Below are 15,647 nucleotides of genomic sequence, written 5' to 3'. Positions count from 1 at the left end.
GCGGCGGTGCCTACAGCAGCGGACACGCGGTGACCTGCGTGCCGCGCGCCACGCACTGCCGCTCGTAGTCGCGCAGGTACGCGCGCTCGTCGTCGTCCAGCAGGTCGAGATCAATCAGGTCCCAGTCGTAGCCGACCGTCACGATGTTCTCGAACGTCACGGTATCCGGCTCGGCGTCGTCCTGACGGATGATCACGATGTTCTCGATCCGCACGCCGCCCTTGCCCGGCAAGTAGATGCCCGGCTCGACCGAAATCACCGCATTCGGCACGAGCCCGTACTGCGCGCCCGGCGCGAACCGCACGCCGCCCTCGTGCACGTGAATCCCGACGCCGTGCCCGGTGCCATGGCCGAAATCGTGGCCGTGATCGCGGCACACCTGGCGCACGAGCGCATCGACGTCGCCGCCCTTGGCCGTGCTCGGGAAGCGCGTGACGAGCCCCTTGATGCAGGCCTTCAGCGCGACCGTATAGATCTCGCGCTGCCACGGCTGCGCGACCGTCTCCGGGTGCGTGCGGCGCAGCACCACGCGCGTGCAGTCCGTCGCGAAGCCTGCTTCGTAATACGCGCCGCTGTCGAGCAGCACGAGTTCGCCTTCCGTCAGCTCGACCTCGGCGCTCGCCGCCGTGTAATGCGCGAACGCGCTGTTCGCGCCGTTCGCCGCGATCGACGGAAACGTCAGCGCGACCGCCGAGCGCGCGCCGTACGCGTCGTTGATCGCGCGCGCCAGGTCGTATTCGGTATGGCGCGCGCCCGGCTCGCCGGCTTTCGCCCAGCGCATCGTCTCGGCGATCGCCGCGGAACTGCGCGCAAACGCGTCGCGGAACCGGTCGAGCACCGCCGGCGTCTTGCCGGCCCGCATCGCCTCGACCGGGTTAAAGTCGGCATGCCGCGCCTGCGGCCACACCCGCTTCACCGCGTCGACGAGCGCGCAGTTCACCGATTCGAAGCCGTAGCACACGTGCTCGACCGCGAACGGCGCGAGAAAGCGCTCGAGCGCCGCGACATCGCGCCGGATCACATGCAGCGCCGGATACGACTCGAGCGTGACTTCGCAGCGGTCGCAGCCTTCCGGCAGGAACAACACAACCTGCCCGCCCACCGCGAACAGAAAGCCGAGGTGCGACGACGCATTCGGGATGTGATAACCGCGGCTGTTCAGCAGATACGCGAGGTCGTCCGATGCGCAGGTGAAGAAGGCGGTCTTGCCGTCCGGCGCGCCGGTATGCGCGGCGAGCTTGCGGTTCAGCGCGTCGAGGTTCTGCGCGACGCTCAGGCCGGTCATCGCTTCCGGCACCTCGAAGATCGGCCGCTCGACGACCCAGCCCGGCAACGCGATCGCGCGATCGATCTCGCGCTCGGCGAGACTCGTCCAGTCGAGCGACGCGGCCTGTGTCTGCTCGAACAGGCGATCGCGCTGCCCGACGCTGATCCGCCGCGCGTCGTAGCCGACCCGTGCGAGCCGGCTACCGTGTGTGACCAGCCAGTCGGCCATCGCCTGCCAGATCGTCACGTTCATCGCGAGCTTCTCGATGCGCACCCGCGCCGGATCGCACTGCTGCTCGGCCTGCAGGTGATAGCGGCCGTCGACGAACAGCACGAACGGCGGCAGCCCGAGCGCCTGCGCGGTCGCCGCGCTCAGGAAGATCCCGCAGCCCGCCGAGCCGTCGAAACCCGATACCGCGTAGCGCGGATTGTTGGCGAGCGGCAGGTACTCGGTCACGTACTCGTCCTGCGACGTGACCAGCACCGCGTCGAGCCGCGCGGCATCGAGCAGGCGCGACAAACCGGCCTGCGTGTCGGCGACGGACGCGTCGTACGGGGGAAGGCCGGAGAAGCTGTATTTCAGTCGATCGATCATCGGAAGCCCGTTATGCATTGTTGTCGGCGGCCGGCGGTGACGCGGCGGGGGTGCAGGCCCGAGGCAGGGCTGACGCGGCTCGGCGCCGCCGCACGGTCGACGCTCGACCCGGCGCGGCATGGCGCCGGGCCGCCGTACCGTCCCGGCGGCAGGCCCTTGAAAAAATTTCGTCTCACTTAACTTTTTTTGATGCGCGCGACAGAATCTAGAGCACGCTGAAATTGAGGTCAAGCCAAAATTTTCGTAGGGCTAAAATCGGCGCGACGCTTGCGCATTCCGGCACAGCGTGAATTCACCCGGCAACACCGCGCGGTACAATGCGCCGGCATCGCCGTCCCGACGGCCGTGCTTCGTGCGATGCGCGGAAATCCCTGTCCGGCGGCTGCACCGCCCGTCCGCTCGCCTCCCGACTCGTTGCCACGAAAGAGATTCATGGATTCAGACATCATGCGTATCGGCCAGCGCATTCGCCGCCTGCGCCGGGAAGCGAAGAAGACGCTGCTGGAAGTCGCGACCGAAGCGAAACTGTCGGTCGGGTTCCTGTCCCAGGTCGAGCGCCATCTCACGGGCATCTCGCTGTCGTCGCTCGTCAACGTCGCGAAGGCACTCGGCGTGCCGCTCGGCGCGCTGATCGAACAGCCGCGCCAGGCGCAGCCCGATTCGCACGAGGGCCGCCGCAAGCCGTACGCGCTCGACGCCACGTCGCAGTGGTACGAACGCCTGTCCACCACGTTCGACGGCAGCCAGATCAACGCGCTCAAGGTGCAGATGATGGAAGGCTACCGCTCGGAATGGGTGGCGCACGGCGGCGACGAATTCGTGTACGTGCTGGCCGGCCGGATCTGCTACACGGTCGGCAAGAAGGATTACCCGCTGTCGCCCGGCGACTCGCTGCACTTCGACGCGCGCAAGCGGCATCGGGTCGCCAACGTGGGCGACGGGCCGGCCGAGGTGATCGCGGTCGGCACGCTGCCGCTGTTCGACGACCGTGGCGCCGGATTCGTGTCCGCGACGATGGACGCCAGGAAACCGGCCCCCGTCGTGCGCGCCACACCGGGCGAGCCGCGTACGAGCCGCCGCGGGTCGGCGCCCAAACGGGCGGATCGCGAGCGTGACGCCGGCGCGGCAGAAAAGGAAAAGAAGGCTGCGGCCAAGGCGCGCGCATCCGCCGGCAAACGCCCGGCGGCCGCCAAGCCGGCGCGCAAGAAGAAGGCGTAACGGCTTTCCAGGCGCGCGACGCGCGCCCTTCCCGACCCGACGCCCCTATTCGCCAATCTCGAGCGCCTGCGCGACGGCCTCGACCCGCGCGCGATGCACGGCTTCCCGGATCTTCTCCGTATCGTTGCCGATGCCACGCGCGATCGCGCCGGCATCGACGCTGCGCGCGGCCGCAAGCGCGACGCGCAGCCGCTCGGCCTGCGGATACGGCTGCGCATCGAGCCCAAGCCGCCCGCGCGCATCCGATTCGCACGCCTGCAGCATCTCGGCGAAACGCGCCGGCTTGCGCAGCGCGTCGCTGCGCTCGAACAGCCGCACCAGCGCGGCCGCGCCCATCTCCATCACGCGATGCAGGTTGCCGTGCTCGCGCGCGACCACGAGCGCGAGATCGCGGCATTCGTTCGGCACGCGCAGCCGCTCGCACAACGGCTTGAGCAGGTCGACGCTGCGACCCTCGTGGCCAATATGGCGCGGCAGCACGTCGGCAGGCGTCGTCGCCTTGCCGAGATCGTGCGTGAGCGCCGCGAAGCGCACCGGCAGCGAATAACCCTGCTTCGCCGCATAGTCGACGACCATCATCACGTGCACGCCCGTGTCGACCTCCGGGTGGTAGTCGGCGCGCTGCGGCACGCCCCACAGCGCATCGACTTCGGGCAGGATGCGCGCGAGCGCGCCGCACTCGCGCAGCACCGCGAACATCCGCGACGGCTTCGCCTCCATCAGCCCGCGCGCGATTTCCTGCCAGACGCGTTCGGGCACGAGCGCGTCGACCTCGCCCGCGTCGACCATCCGCCGCATCAGCGCGAGTGTTTCGTCCGCGACCGTGAAATCCGCGAACCGCGCGGCGAAGCGCGCGATGCGCAGGATCCGCACCGGATCCTCGACGAACGCATCGCTCACATGGCGGAACACGCGCGAACGCAGGTCGGCCCGCCCGTCGAACGGATCGATCACGGGCCCGACCAGCTCACCCTCCGGGCTCACCTCGCGCGCCATCGCGTTGATCGTCAGGTCACGCCGCGCGAGATCCTCGTCGAGCGTGACGTCCGGCGCGTAATGGAACTGGAAGCCGTGATAGCCGGCCGCCGTCTTGCGCTCGGTGCGCGCCAGCGCGTACTCCTCCTGCGTCCGCGGATGCAGGAAGACCGGGAAGTCCTTGCCCACCGGCCGGAAGCCCTGCGCGGCCATCTGCTCGGGGGTCGCGCCCACCACCACGTAGTCGCGGTCCTGCACGGGCACGCCGAGCAATTCGTCGCGGATGGCGCCGCCTACTGCGTAGATGTTCATGGCCGGGGCTCGTATTCGGCGATCACGTTCGTTTCGCGGCGCGCGGCGTCGATCCAGCGCTGGACGGCCGGCAGCGCCGTCACGCGGGCCGCATAGCCGGCCGCTTCCGGCGACAGGCCCGGCGCGTACGTATTGAAGCGCATCACGACCGGCGCGTACATCGCATCGGCGATCCCGAATTCACCGAACAGGAACGGCCCGCCCGACGCCTCGAGACACGCGCTCCACAGCGCATCGATACGCGCGACGTCGGCGAGCGCCTCGGGCGTCGCGCCGCGTCCCGGCATCGACGCGCGCACGTTCATGCCCATCTGCGTGCGCAGCGCCGCGAAGCCCGCATGCATCTCGGCCGCGACGCAGCGCGCATGCACGCGCTCGAGTGGATCGGCCGGCCACATCGGAAACTGCGGATAGCGTTCGGCGAGCGTCTCGGCGATCGCGAGCGAATCCCAGATCGCGACGCCGTGGTCGTCGATCAGGCACGGCACCTTGCCGGACGGCGAATACTCGAGGATGCGTGCGGCCGTGTCGTCGTGGCGCAGCTCGATCGCGACCTCGTCGAACGGGATGCCGAAATGCGCGAGCAGCAGCCACGGACGCATCGACCACGACGAGTAGTTCTTGTCTCCAATGACGAGTTTCATGACGGTGTTCCGGAAAGCGCGAAAGTGAAAAGAAAGAAGCGGAACGACGGCACCCCGGGCCAGCCTAGCGGCGCGAGCGGAACCAGTCGAACCGTGACCGCTGCGCGGTATTGCCGAGATACGTGGGCGCGATGCTTTCGAGACTCGCGGGCGAGATCCCGAGCTCCGGCGCGAGCGGCCCCGACAGCACGTTCGGCACCGACATCGTCGCGAGATTGTCGCGCGTGAGCACGGGCTCGCCGGGCAGGCATTCGAACACGCTCGCCTGCAGCCGCGCGAGCGCGTCGGGCAGCCGCACGATGCGTGCCTGACGGCCGACGAGCGTGCCGCAATAGCGCACCAGTTGCTCGAGCGTGTAGACGGTCGGGCCGCCGAGCTCGTAGGTCTTGCCGTGTGCGGCCGCGAGATCGAGCGTGTTGACGAACGCGCGCACGACATCGCCGACGAACACGGGCTGGAAGCGCGCATCGGGCATCGCGAGCGGCAGCACGGGCACCGTGCGCTGCAAGTTCGCGAACGTGTTGAGGAACGCATCGCCGGGGCCGAACACGACCGACGGGCGGAAGATCGTCAGCGCGAGCGAATCGGTCGCCGCGATCGCATGCAGCGCGGCCTCGCCGTCGCCCTTCGAGCGCTGGTACATGCTCGCGCCGTGCGAATCGGCGCCGAGCGCGCTCATGTGCAGCACGCGCTGCACGCCCACCTCGGTGCAGGCGGTCGCGAGCGCGGCGGGCAGCGTGACGTGCGCACGCTCGAAGCCTGGCCCGTACGGCGTACCGCGGCCGCCGTGCAGCACGCCGACGAGGTTGATCGCCGCGTGCGCACCGGCGACGAAGCGCGCGAGCGTGCGGGTGTCGAGCCCTTCGAGTTCGACGATTTCGACCGGCAGCATCTGCAGGTGGCGCGCGTGGTCGCGCCGGCGCGTGCCGATCCGTACCTGCTTGCCGGCGTCGATCAGCGCATTGACGAGCCGGCTGCCGATGAAGCCGGTGCCGCCCAGCAGCGCGACGGTCTGGCGGTCCATGTCAGGAACCTCAAAAGAACACTGCCGCGTCTCGCGCGGCAGTGTGAAGATTGCGGATCAGGGCGAGATCATGCCTAGACGTTTCTTCAACGACTGCGGTTTGCCCTCGAAGAGCGCCGCGTAATAGACGGTGTTCGACAGCACGTTCTTCACGTAGTCGCGCGTCTCGTTGAACGGAATCGTTTCTGCGAAGATCGCGCCTTCGACCGGCTGCGTCAACACCTGGCGCCACTGGCGCGGCCGGCCCGGGCCCGCGTTGTAGCCGGCCGTGGCGAGCACCGGCGAGCTGTCGAAGTTGTTGTAGATATCCGCCAGGTACCAGGTGCCGAGCTGGATGTTGGTATCGATGTCGTGCATCTGCGTGCGCGAGATCGTGCCCATGCCGAGCTTCTTCGCGACCATCTGCGCGGTGGCCGGCATCAGCTGCATCAGGCCGCCCGCGCCCACCGACGAACGCGCGCTCGTGATGAAACGCGACTCCTGGCGGATCAGCCCGTACGCCCATTCGGTGTCGAGGCCCGTCGACTGCGCGTAGCGCTCGACGATGTTGCGGTACGGCGACGGGTAGCGCAGCGTGAAGTCGTGCTCGGCTTTCGTGCGGTCGGCCGTGTTGACCGTGCGGTCGAGCAGGTCGACACGCTTGCCGTACTCGGCGGCCGCGAGCAGCTGGCGATCGGTCATCCCGCGCAGCGGCCAGTTCCATTCGCGGTTGCCTTCGAGGCGCAGGTTCAGCGCGTAGAAACGCTGCGCGAGCGCGAAGCCCGGAATCTTGCTCATCGCGTCGATCTCGCCGTCGCTCACCTTCGTGCGCGGCGGGATCGTCGTGCGCTGGCCGAGCTCTTCACCGGCAAGCTGCCCGTAGAAGTTGAACTGGCCGGCGACCTGCTCGAATTCCTGGTTCGCCTGCAGCGTGTCGCCGCTCTGCTTGAGCGCGCGCGCATGCCAGTAGATCCAGGCCGGATCGTCGCGCAGCGACGGCGGCATCTGCTCGATCGACCAGCGCACCATCGGCCAGTTGCCGGCGAGCAGCGCGGCGCGCGTGCGCCATTCGTAGCCCGGGTTCGACAGCGGCGCGTTCGCGGATTTCGCGTACCAGACCGATGCGAGCGCCGAGCGCTTGATCGCGCCCTGGTAGCCGATCGCACCCCACGCGATCGCCTGTTCCTGCTTGTTCAGCGATGCGGCGACCGACGTCAGCATCCCGGCTGCCGCGTCCGGATCGTTGCGCGCCATGCGGCCGAGCGCGATCAGCGCGAGCTGGTGCGACGTCGCGTCGGGGCCGACGCCGCGCGCGAGGTACAGCGGCGGCGCGCTCGTCGCCTGGTCGAAGCCGACCGGGCGCGGGCCGAGCGCGTCGACGATCTTGCCGCCAAGCGTCGTGTAGTTCTGCTCGTACGCGAGGCGCGCCTGCTGCCACACGTCGTCGCTCGTGAACTGCTGGTTGACCGTCAGCGCGGTGATCAGGTCGACGCACGCGTCGCCGTAATTCTTCGGCTCGACGAGCAGCGCGCGCGCCGCGTCAGCGACGTTCTCGCCGCGCGCCGCGCGCGATTCCAGCGCATAGCACTTGACCTGCGTGTCGTCGTCGAGCACGAAGCGCTTGTATTGATCGTCGAAGTTGCGCCAGTCGTGGCGCGCGCCGAGCACGAGCAGGTAGTCGTTGCGCAGGCGGTCGGCGATCGCCTGGCCGTCGTAGCGCTGCAGGAACGACTGCACGGGCGCGTCCGGCGCGTCCGCGCGCGCGCGGCCCGTCGCATCGAACAGCTGCGGCTTGATCTGGAAATACTCGACGTAGGACGGTACCGGATAGTTCGGAATCATCGACGCGAGCTGGGCGGCTTTCGCGGCGTCGTTGCGGCGCGCGGCTTCACGAAGCTGCACGAAGGTCTGGTCGTCCCCGGAGACCGTATCGTCGTTCGGTGCGGCGCACGCGGCAGTGCCCGCGACGAGCGCGGTGGCCGAAAGCGTCAGCGCGACCGCGCGATATACTCGGAAAAGGCTGTTCGACATCGTTTTGAATGGAGCGCGAAGTGAGCGAAAGCATAGCACGCAACCCTGTGCCAAACCCGAAGGTTGCGCTACGCAAAACGCTGTCCGGCGCGCGGCGCGACGCCGCGTCGCAACCCGCCGCGAACGCCGCGCTCGACGCGCGGCTGCGCACGCTGCTCGAACGGCTCGCGCCGCGCACGGTCGGGTTCTACTGGCCGCTGGCGGGCGAATTCGATGCGCGCGATGCGGTGCTCGCCTGGTGCGCGGCCAGTGCCGGCCGGCGCGCCGCGCTGCCCGTGATCGGTGAGCGACACACGCCGCTCGAGTTCCACGCATGGGACACGCACACGCCGATGCGCGAAGGTCATCACCGGATTCCGGAACCGGCGTCGGGAATCGTCGTCGTGCCCGACCTGTTGCTGATCCCCTGTGTGGGATTCGATCTGCAGCGGTACCGGCTTGGCTACGGCGGCGGTTATTACGACCGCACGCTCGCCACGTGGCCGGGCAGCCAGCCGCCCGTGACGGTCGGCATCGCCTATGAAGCATGCCGCGTCGACGCCCTGCCGGCCGAAGCGCACGATCTCGCGCTGCGCTGGATCGTGACCGACGGCGCGCTCTACCCGGCCGCCGGGTGATGCCGCGGGCGGCGCCGCGTCCGGCGTCGCACGCCCGTCAGCGCATGGCCGCGCGCCACCCTCGGCGCAACCGTTTACAGCGACGCCGCCGCGCGCGCGGCCGTGTCGTACAGGCCCGATGCGTTGCGCAGCAACTGCGCCGCATCGCCGATCTGCTCGTTGGTGAGCCCGCTGTCCTTCAGCGTCTCGATCAGGCAGTGCTCGCGCACCTCGCGATACTTCAGGCACAGGTCGCGGCCCGCGTCGGTCGCGAAGAAAAACACCTCCTTGCCATTCTTCTCGCTCTTCACATAGCCGCGGGCGATCAGTTTTTTCAGCGCATAGGTCGCGACGTGCGTATCCTCGATATTGAGCACGAAGCAGATGTCGGCGAGCTTCTTCTTGCGTTCACGATGGCTGACGTGATGCAGCAGCGACACCTCGACCGCCGTCATGTCCTTCGCGCCTGCCGCCGACATGCAGCGCACCATCCACCGGTTGAATGCATTGCCTGCCATGATGAGCCCGTATTCGAGCTCCGACAGCTCCGCGCTCGAATCGGAAACGAGGTGTTCGGATGACACGATCTTGGTCGCAGGACGCTTCATGGAAAGGCGGAGCAAGCCGGATGACAGGGTGTGCCGAGTGTACGCCACAAGCCCGGACATACGGGCTAGGCGAAAACGCTTATTGGGAAGATGTCGATATTTTATTGACAATGTGCGCTAACATTGCCGTCCGAACCGTGCCAGTCCGATGACGCAACCCCGCATTTATCCGCTCGGCGATGCCGCCCTCGTCTGCGAGGTGCCGCCACCCGCCACGCTCGATTGCCAGCGCCGCGTCTGGGCCGTTGCCGAGGCCGCGCGCGCGTGGCCCGACGTGGTCGACGTCGTGCCCGGCATGAACAACCTGACGATCGTATTCGACGCGCTCGCCACGACGGCCGAGTCGCTCACGCCGGCGCTGCGCGACGCGTGGGAGACGGCCGACGTCGAGCATGCGGACGGTCGCGAGGTCGAGATCCCGGTCGAGTACGGCGGCGCAGCCGGCCCCGACCTGCCGGCCGTCGCCGCCCATACCGGCCTGTCGGCCGACGAGGTCGTCGCGCGCCACGCAGCCGGCGCCTACGTCGTGTTCTTCGTCGGCTTCCAGCCGGGCTTCGCGTATCTCGGCGGGCTCGATGCCGCGCTGCACACGCCGCGCCGCGCGGCGCCGCGCCTCGAGGTGCCGGCCGGCTCGGTCGGCATCGGCGGCGCGCAAACCGGCGTCTACCCGGCCAAGTCACCCGGCGGCTGGCAACTGATCGGCCGCACGTCACAGGTGCTGTTCGATCCGGCGCGGCCGCAGCCGACGCTGCTGCTGCCCGGCGACCGCGTGCGCTTCACCATTGCGGGAGTCGACGCACGATGACCCAGAGCAACGCACCGGGCACCATCGAGGTGGTGCGGGCCGGCCCGCTGTCCACCGTGCAGGATCTCGGGCGCCGCGGCGCGCGCCATCTCGGCGTCGCGCAGGGCGGCGCGCTCGACGGCCTCGCGCTCGAGGTCGGCAACCGGCTGGTCGGCAACCGTCCCGACGCGGCGGCCGTCGAAATCACGATCGGCCCGGCCGCGTTCCGCTTCACCCGCGCGACCCGCATCGCGATCACCGGCACCGAGTTCGGCGCCACGCTCGACGGCCGGCGCGTATATTCGTGGTGGAGCCTGCCGGTCGAGGCCGGGCAGACGCTCGTGCTTCCGGCTGCGAAACGCGGGATGCGCGGCTACCTGTGCATCGCCGGCGGCATCGACGTGCTGCCGATGCTCGGCTCGCGCAGCACCGATCTCGCGTCGCGCTTCGGCGGCCTCGGCGGCCGCGCGCTGCGCGACGGCGATCGCCTCCCGGTCGGTGTGCTTCCGGCCGGAATGGGCTGCCTCGCGGCCGATGCGCCGGAATTCGGGGTAAAGGCGCCGGCGTGGTGCGCGTTCGTGCGGGTCGACGAGCCGCCGCGCCGCCACCGCCCCGCGCATGCGCCGTGGGCGATGCCCGTGCGCGTGCTGCCGGGCCCCGACTACGCGTCGTTCGCAGCCGATTCACAGCAGGCGTTCTGGGACGAGGAATGGCTCGTCACGGCGAACAGCAACCGCATGGGCTATCGGCTGGCCGGCGTCGAACTCGTGCGCGAGCGGCCGGCCGAGCTGCTGTCGCATGCGGTGCTGCCCGGCACGATCCAGGTGCCGCCGAACGGCCAGCCGATCGTGCTGATGCACGACGCGCAGACCACCGGCGGCTACCCGAAGATCGGCACGGTGATCCGTGCGGATCTGTGGAAACTCGCGCAGGCGCGGCTCAACCTGCCGATCCGCTTCGTGCGCACGACACCCGACGCCGCGCGCGCCGCCCTGACCGCAGAACGTGCCTATCTGCGGCAGATCGACGTTGCGATCGACCTGCGCGAGGAAGCGCGCCGCCGCGCCCAATCGCGCGCGGCATGACAATGGCGGTAGCAGTACCGAAGGCAGTAGCAAAGACGGGCCACGCAATCAGTGGACGAGGAACATCATGGAAATCGATCTGAATGCCGATCTCGGCGAAGGATGCGGTTCGGACGAGGCGCTGCTCGACCTCGTCACGTCCGCGAACATCGCATGCGGGTGGCATGCGGGCGGTGCGAACGCGATGCGCGACTGCGTGCGCTGGGCCGTGCAGAAAGGCGTGGCGATCGGCGCCCATCCGAGCTTTCACGATCCGGAGAATTTCGGCCGCAAGGAAATGCAGCTGCCGGCCGGCGACATCTACGCGGGCGTGCTGTACCAGCTCGGCGCGCTGTCGGCGATCGCGCAGGCCGAGGGCGGACGCATCGCGCACGTGAAACCGCACGGCGCGCTGTACAACCAGGCCGCACGCGACCCGATGATCGCCGATGCGGTGGTGTCCGCGATCCGCGATTTCGATCCGTCGCTCGCGGTATTCGGGCTCGCCAACAGCGTGTTCGTCGCGGCCGCGCGGCACGCGGGGCTCGCCGCGGTGGAGGAAGTGTTCGCCGATCGCGGCTACCGCGCGGACGGCTCGCTCGTGCCCCGCAACCAGCCCGGCGCGCTGATCGACGACGAGGACACGATGATCGCGCGCACGCTGGACATGGTGCGCAGCCGTCAGGTGCGCGCGATCGGTGGCGAATGGGTGATGCTCAATGCGCAGACCGTCTGCCTGCACGGCGACGGGCCGCATGCACTGGTATTCGCGAAGCGGATTCGCGCCGCGCTCGAGGCGGTGGGTGTCGACGTGGTCGCGCCCGGCATGCTGCAGGCCGACGAACGCGCGTGATCCAGCTGGTCGCGTTATCCGTCGCACAAAAGAAAAAAGCGCCCTCGTGGCGCTTTTCCGTTGGCGCAATCGCTGCGGCTTCGCCGTCTGTCGATTCGCCCCCCGAAACCGTCTTTCGACGGTGACCGGAAAAATCTTCCGGATTAAAAAACGTCCGCCGCCGCCCGATCACTGCATTCCCCGGTGGGACGACGGAACGCCGCTTATCCCGCAAGTCGGCCTGCATGCCTTGTTGTTGTCCGACGATGATTGGCCCCGCCGTACATGCAGACACTTCCGCGGCCGGCACGTGCATCACGTGCCGGCAACGCGCTAACCCCGCGCTTTATTTTCTGCTACCCCGTAGAACTTTTTCTATTCTTTTCATTTTTTCAACTTGTGGATCGAAGGATAGATATTGGCAGATCGGGATGTCAATCGTTTGAAACGCTATTTTCTGACGATTCGAGGGTTTTCCTTATCGGATTGCGTGCCCATACAGGCGTTCAAGCCGCTCGCACAACGTCGATCAAACAGGGGAGGATCGGTTCGGGCGCGTTGACGGCGATCAGTTCGCGTCGACCCTGTAACCTTGTTGACGCAACAATTCGAGCACGCCGCGCGGGCCGCCCAGGTGCAGCGCGCCGATTGCGACGAACAGCGGCCGGTTCGGTGCGGCGATTGCCGTCATCCGTGCAACGAAGCGGCGGTTGCGCTCGTACAGGATCTTGTCGTCGATCGACGCCGACAACACCTTCGAACGCGCGAGCCGTTCGCTCTTCGCGACGGCCCATGCCGAGATCGCATCGGCGTCGCCAATTCGCCACAGCCGGTGCAGCGCCTTGATGTCGTCGGCGTTCTGCGCGGGCGTCTGCACCATGTCCTGCGCGAGCATCTCGCGCTGCTCGGCGAGCGTCAGCCCGGTGAACGCGCGCATCTGTTCGGCGAGCGTCTCGAGCCCGATCACGCGGCCGCCCTTCTTCTTCAGGAACACGTTCTGCAACTGCGCCTCGGTGCCGTACTCGGTCTGCAGGCCGGCCGACAGCGAATCGTAGGTCTCGACGACGAGCGCCGCGAGCCACGGCCGCATCTTGCGGATCTCGGCGAGCGCGGCCGGGTTGCCGTGCAGGCGCGCCGCGAGCCGCTGCCACAGCGGCTCCGGCAGCAGGCGCTGCAGGCACGGGTAGCGGCATACGCCGTACTTCGACACGTCGTCCTGCGATTCGAGCAGGTCGTCGGGCGACAGCTCGAGCGCGAGCGTCGGCGACGCGGCGAGCGCCGCGAGAATGCGCGGCCGGAACGGCTGCGCGCTCGGGTAATCGGACGGATCGCCCGTGTGCAGCGTGCCGAGCACGTAGAGCGTCACCTTGCCCTTGGTCGCGACGTAGAACGGCATGCGCGCGGGCTGCACGCGCACCGCGCCGCTCACGACCGTGCCGTTCGACACGGCAGGGGCGTGAAAGCCCGGCAGGCTCATGCCGGGCGGCGGGACTTGCGACGGATGGATCGGTGAAGTGGCCGGCGCGCGCCCTTCGGCGCGCGCGGATTCGACGGGAACCACGAGGCTGGCCGCCACGCACGCGCCGGCCAGCGCCGCGCCCGTGACGGTACGCACGCTCCAGCGCCGCGCGTAGCGGTACGCGCGCATCACGCGCGCGCTGCTTGCCCCCGCACGGCGCACGCCGGACGCGCGCGCCGCCAACGCTTCAGGCATTCGCCTCCCCTACCTCCTCGGCCCGATGGCAGGCCACGTGCCGGCCGTCGACCTCGCGCAGCTGCGGCTCCTCCGCACGGCAGCGCTCGACCGCATACGGGCAGCGCTGGTGAAACGCGCAGCCCGACGGCGGATTGAGCGGCGACGGCAATTCGCCCTGCAGCTTGATCTGCACGCGGCGGTCTTCCTCGAAGATCGCCGGCGTCGCCGACATCAGCGCGCGCGTGTACGGATGGCGCGGCCGTGCGTAGATCGTCGCCTTGTCGCCGAGCTCGGCGACGCTGCCGAAGTACATCACCATCACGTCGTCCGCGACGTGCTCGACCACCGACAGGTTGTGCGAGATGAACACGTAGCTCGTCTTGAACTGCTCCTGCAGATCCATGAACAGGTTCAGGATCTGCGCCTGGATCGACACGTCGAGCGCGGACACCGGCTCGTCGGCGACGACGATGCGCGGATCGAGGATCATCGCGCGCGCGATCGCGACACGCTGGCGCTGGCCGCCCGAGAACATGTGCGGATAACGCTTCGCGTGCTCGGGCCGCAGGCCGACCGTGCGCATGATCTGCGCGATGCGCTGCGCGCGCTCGGCGGCCGTCAGGTTCGCGTTGATCTCGAGCGGCTCGGAAAGCGTCTGCTCGACGGTCTTGCGCGGGTTCAGCGACGCGAACGGGTTCTGGAACACCATCTGCACGCGGCGGCGCAGCTCGGCGACCGTCTCGCGGCTTGCACCGGCCACGTTCTTGCCGTCGATCGTCAGGCTGCCCGAAGTGGGCGTCTCGATCATCGTGAGCTGGCGCGCGAGCGTCGACTTCCCGCAGCCCGACTCACCGACGACGGCGAGCGTCTTGCCGCGCTTCAGCGAGAACGACACGCCGTTCAGCGCCTTCACCGTGCCCTGCCCGAACATCCCGCGCTTCACCGAATAGTGTTTCGCGAGGCCGTCGGCCACCAGCACGGCTTCCTCGTCGTGCGGCTCGGCACGCGTTTGATTGACTGCATTCATCGTGCACCTCCCGTCAGGTCGAGGTTGGAAACGTTGAGCGGCTTGATGCAGCGTGCGCGCATCGCATCGTTGCCGGACACCAGCGTGTCGAGCGCCGGGCGCGCCTTGCGGCAGTCGTCGACGACGTACTTGCAGCGCGGCGCGAACAGGCACCCGGACGGGCGATCATCGCGGCCCGGCACCATGCCGGGCAATGCGGCAAGGCGACGCGCCCCCTTATTGTGCTCGGGAATCGCCGCGAGCAGCGCTTCGGTGTACGGATGATGCGGCGCGCGGAAGATGTCGGGCACGCTATTGGTCTCGATCACCTCGCCCGCGTACATCACCGCGACGCGCTGCGCGACCTCCGACACCACGGCCAGGTCGTGCGAGATCAGCACGAGCGCCATTCCGCGCTCCTTCTGCAGCTTCACGAGCAGATCCATGATCTGCGCCTGGATCGTCACGTCGAGCGCGGTGGTCGGCTCGTCGGCGATCAGGAGCTTCGGGTTGCACGCCACCGCCATCGCGATCATCACGCGCTGGTTCATCCCGCCCGACATCTGGTGCGGGAACGACGTGATGCGGTTCTTCGCATCGGGAATGCCGACCTGGTCGAGCAGTTCGAGCGCGCGCCGGTGCAGCGCGTCGCCGCGCAGCCCTTCGTGCAGCTTCAGCACTTCCTTGATCTGGTAGCCGACCGTGTAGCTCGGGTTCAGGCTCGTCAGCGCGTCCTGGAACACCATCGCGATGTCCTTGCCGACGATCTTGCGGCGCGCCTTCGGCGATGCCTTCAGGAGATCCACGCCGTTGAACGTGACCTCGTCGGCCGTCACCTTGCCCGGCGCGTCGATCAGGCCCATCAGCGCCATCATCGTCACGCTCTTGCCGGAACCCGACTCGCCGACGACGCCCACCACCTCGCCCGGCGCGATCGACAGGTTGATCCGGTCGACGGCGGGCAGGCCGTTGAAGTTCACCGCGAGATTGCGGATGGTCAGAAGATTCTGGGTCATG

At 68.5% G+C, this 15,647-nt stretch carries 14 protein-coding genes; 5 read left to right on the top strand and 9 right to left on the bottom strand.

Annotated features, from left to right (window positions below; translation table 11 throughout):
• Positions 1–10: 10 nt before the first annotated feature.
• Positions 11–1,861, bottom strand: coding sequence for a M24 family metallopeptidase (locus HAV18_RS27735; RefSeq protein ID WP_166962583.1), 1,851 nt, complete (start codon positions 1,859–1,861; stop codon positions 11–13).
• 432 nt (positions 1,862–2,293) lie between these two features.
• Here HAV18_RS27735 and HAV18_RS27730 point away from each other — a divergent pair, with 432 nt between their 5' ends.
• Positions 2,294–3,079, top strand: a complete 786-nt coding sequence (locus tag HAV18_RS27730; protein ID WP_166962581.1) for a helix-turn-helix domain-containing protein — start codon at positions 2,294–2,296, stop codon at positions 3,077–3,079.
• Between the two features lie 45 nt (positions 3,080–3,124).
• On the opposite strand, the gene HAV18_RS27725 is transcribed toward HAV18_RS27730, so the two are convergent.
• The 4 genes from HAV18_RS27725 to HAV18_RS27710 form a co-directional block, all read right to left on the bottom strand.
• Positions 3,125–4,366 (bottom strand): multifunctional CCA addition/repair protein, encoded by a 1,242-nt coding sequence (locus HAV18_RS27725; protein ID WP_166962579.1) that lies wholly within the window; start codon positions 4,364–4,366, stop codon positions 3,125–3,127.
• Positions 4,363–5,010: a glutathione S-transferase family protein gene (locus HAV18_RS27720; protein WP_166962577.1), complete on the bottom strand. Its 648-nt coding sequence runs from the start codon at positions 5,008–5,010 to the stop codon at positions 4,363–4,365. Before HAV18_RS27720 ends, HAV18_RS27725 begins: the two co-directional genes overlap by 4 nt.
• Before the next feature lie 64 nt (positions 5,011–5,074).
• Positions 5,075–6,034, bottom strand: coding sequence for a complex I NDUFA9 subunit family protein (locus tag HAV18_RS27715; protein WP_166962575.1), 960 nt, complete (start codon positions 6,032–6,034; stop codon positions 5,075–5,077).
• 57 nt (positions 6,035–6,091) lie between these two features.
• On the bottom strand, positions 6,092–8,044 hold the full coding sequence (locus HAV18_RS27710; protein WP_166962573.1) for a lytic transglycosylase domain-containing protein: 1,953 nt from the start codon (positions 8,042–8,044) through the stop codon (positions 6,092–6,094).
• Between the two features lie 8 nt (positions 8,045–8,052).
• Between HAV18_RS27710 and HAV18_RS27705 the strand changes: the two genes are divergently transcribed.
• Positions 8,053–8,661, top strand: a complete 609-nt coding sequence (locus HAV18_RS27705; RefSeq protein WP_166962571.1) for a 5-formyltetrahydrofolate cyclo-ligase — start codon at positions 8,053–8,055, stop codon at positions 8,659–8,661.
• Positions 8,662–8,735: 74 nt separating this feature from the next.
• Here HAV18_RS27705 and HAV18_RS27700 read toward each other — a convergent pair whose 3' ends face one another.
• Positions 8,736–9,248 (bottom strand): winged helix DNA-binding protein, encoded by a 513-nt coding sequence (locus tag HAV18_RS27700; RefSeq protein ID WP_027788908.1) that lies wholly within the window; start codon positions 9,246–9,248, stop codon positions 8,736–8,738.
• 148 nt (positions 9,249–9,396) lie between these two features.
• On the opposite strand from HAV18_RS27700, the gene pxpB reads away from it, so the two are divergent.
• The 3 genes from pxpB (at position 9,397) to pxpA (ending at position 11,949) form a co-directional block, all read left to right on the top strand.
• On the top strand, positions 9,397–10,053 hold the full coding sequence (gene pxpB, locus HAV18_RS27695; protein WP_166962569.1) for a 5-oxoprolinase subunit PxpB: 657 nt from the start codon (positions 9,397–9,399) through the stop codon (positions 10,051–10,053).
• On the top strand, positions 10,050–11,117 hold the full coding sequence (locus HAV18_RS27690; RefSeq protein ID WP_166962567.1) for a biotin-dependent carboxyltransferase family protein: 1,068 nt from the start codon (positions 10,050–10,052) through the stop codon (positions 11,115–11,117). The genes pxpB and HAV18_RS27690 overlap by 4 nt, the downstream gene beginning before the upstream one ends.
• Positions 11,118–11,184: 67 nt before the next feature.
• The gene (gene pxpA, locus HAV18_RS27685) at positions 11,185–11,949 is read left to right on the top strand and encodes a 5-oxoprolinase subunit PxpA (RefSeq protein WP_048026612.1); all 765 of its coding nucleotides are present in this window, start codon (positions 11,185–11,187) and stop codon (positions 11,947–11,949) included.
• Positions 11,950–12,496: 547 nt separating this feature from the next.
• On the opposite strand, the gene HAV18_RS27680 is transcribed toward pxpA, so the two are convergent.
• From HAV18_RS27680 to HAV18_RS27670, 3 genes are read right to left on the bottom strand one after another with little or no spacing between them, the layout of a single operon-like run.
• On the bottom strand, positions 12,497–13,642 hold the full coding sequence (locus tag HAV18_RS27680; protein ID WP_166962565.1) for a TraB/GumN family protein: 1,146 nt from the start codon (positions 13,640–13,642) through the stop codon (positions 12,497–12,499).
• On the bottom strand, positions 13,635–14,651 hold the full coding sequence (locus HAV18_RS27675) for a peptide ABC transporter ATP-binding protein (RefSeq protein ID WP_166962563.1): 1,017 nt from the start codon (positions 14,649–14,651) through the stop codon (positions 13,635–13,637). The genes HAV18_RS27680 and HAV18_RS27675 overlap by 8 nt, the downstream gene beginning before the upstream one ends.
• Entirely contained in the window at positions 14,648–15,646 is a 999-nt protein-coding gene (locus HAV18_RS27670; RefSeq protein WP_166962561.1) for an ABC transporter ATP-binding protein, read from the bottom strand. Before HAV18_RS27670 ends, HAV18_RS27675 begins: the two co-directional genes overlap by 4 nt.
• Between the last annotated feature and the right edge of the window lies 1 nt (position 15,647).

Source organism: Burkholderia sp. D-99 (assembly GCF_011605345.1).
In the GTDB taxonomy this organism is placed as follows: Bacteria; Pseudomonadota; Gammaproteobacteria; order Burkholderiales; family Burkholderiaceae; genus Burkholderia.
This window is presented reverse-complemented; position numbering and strand designations above follow the sequence as displayed.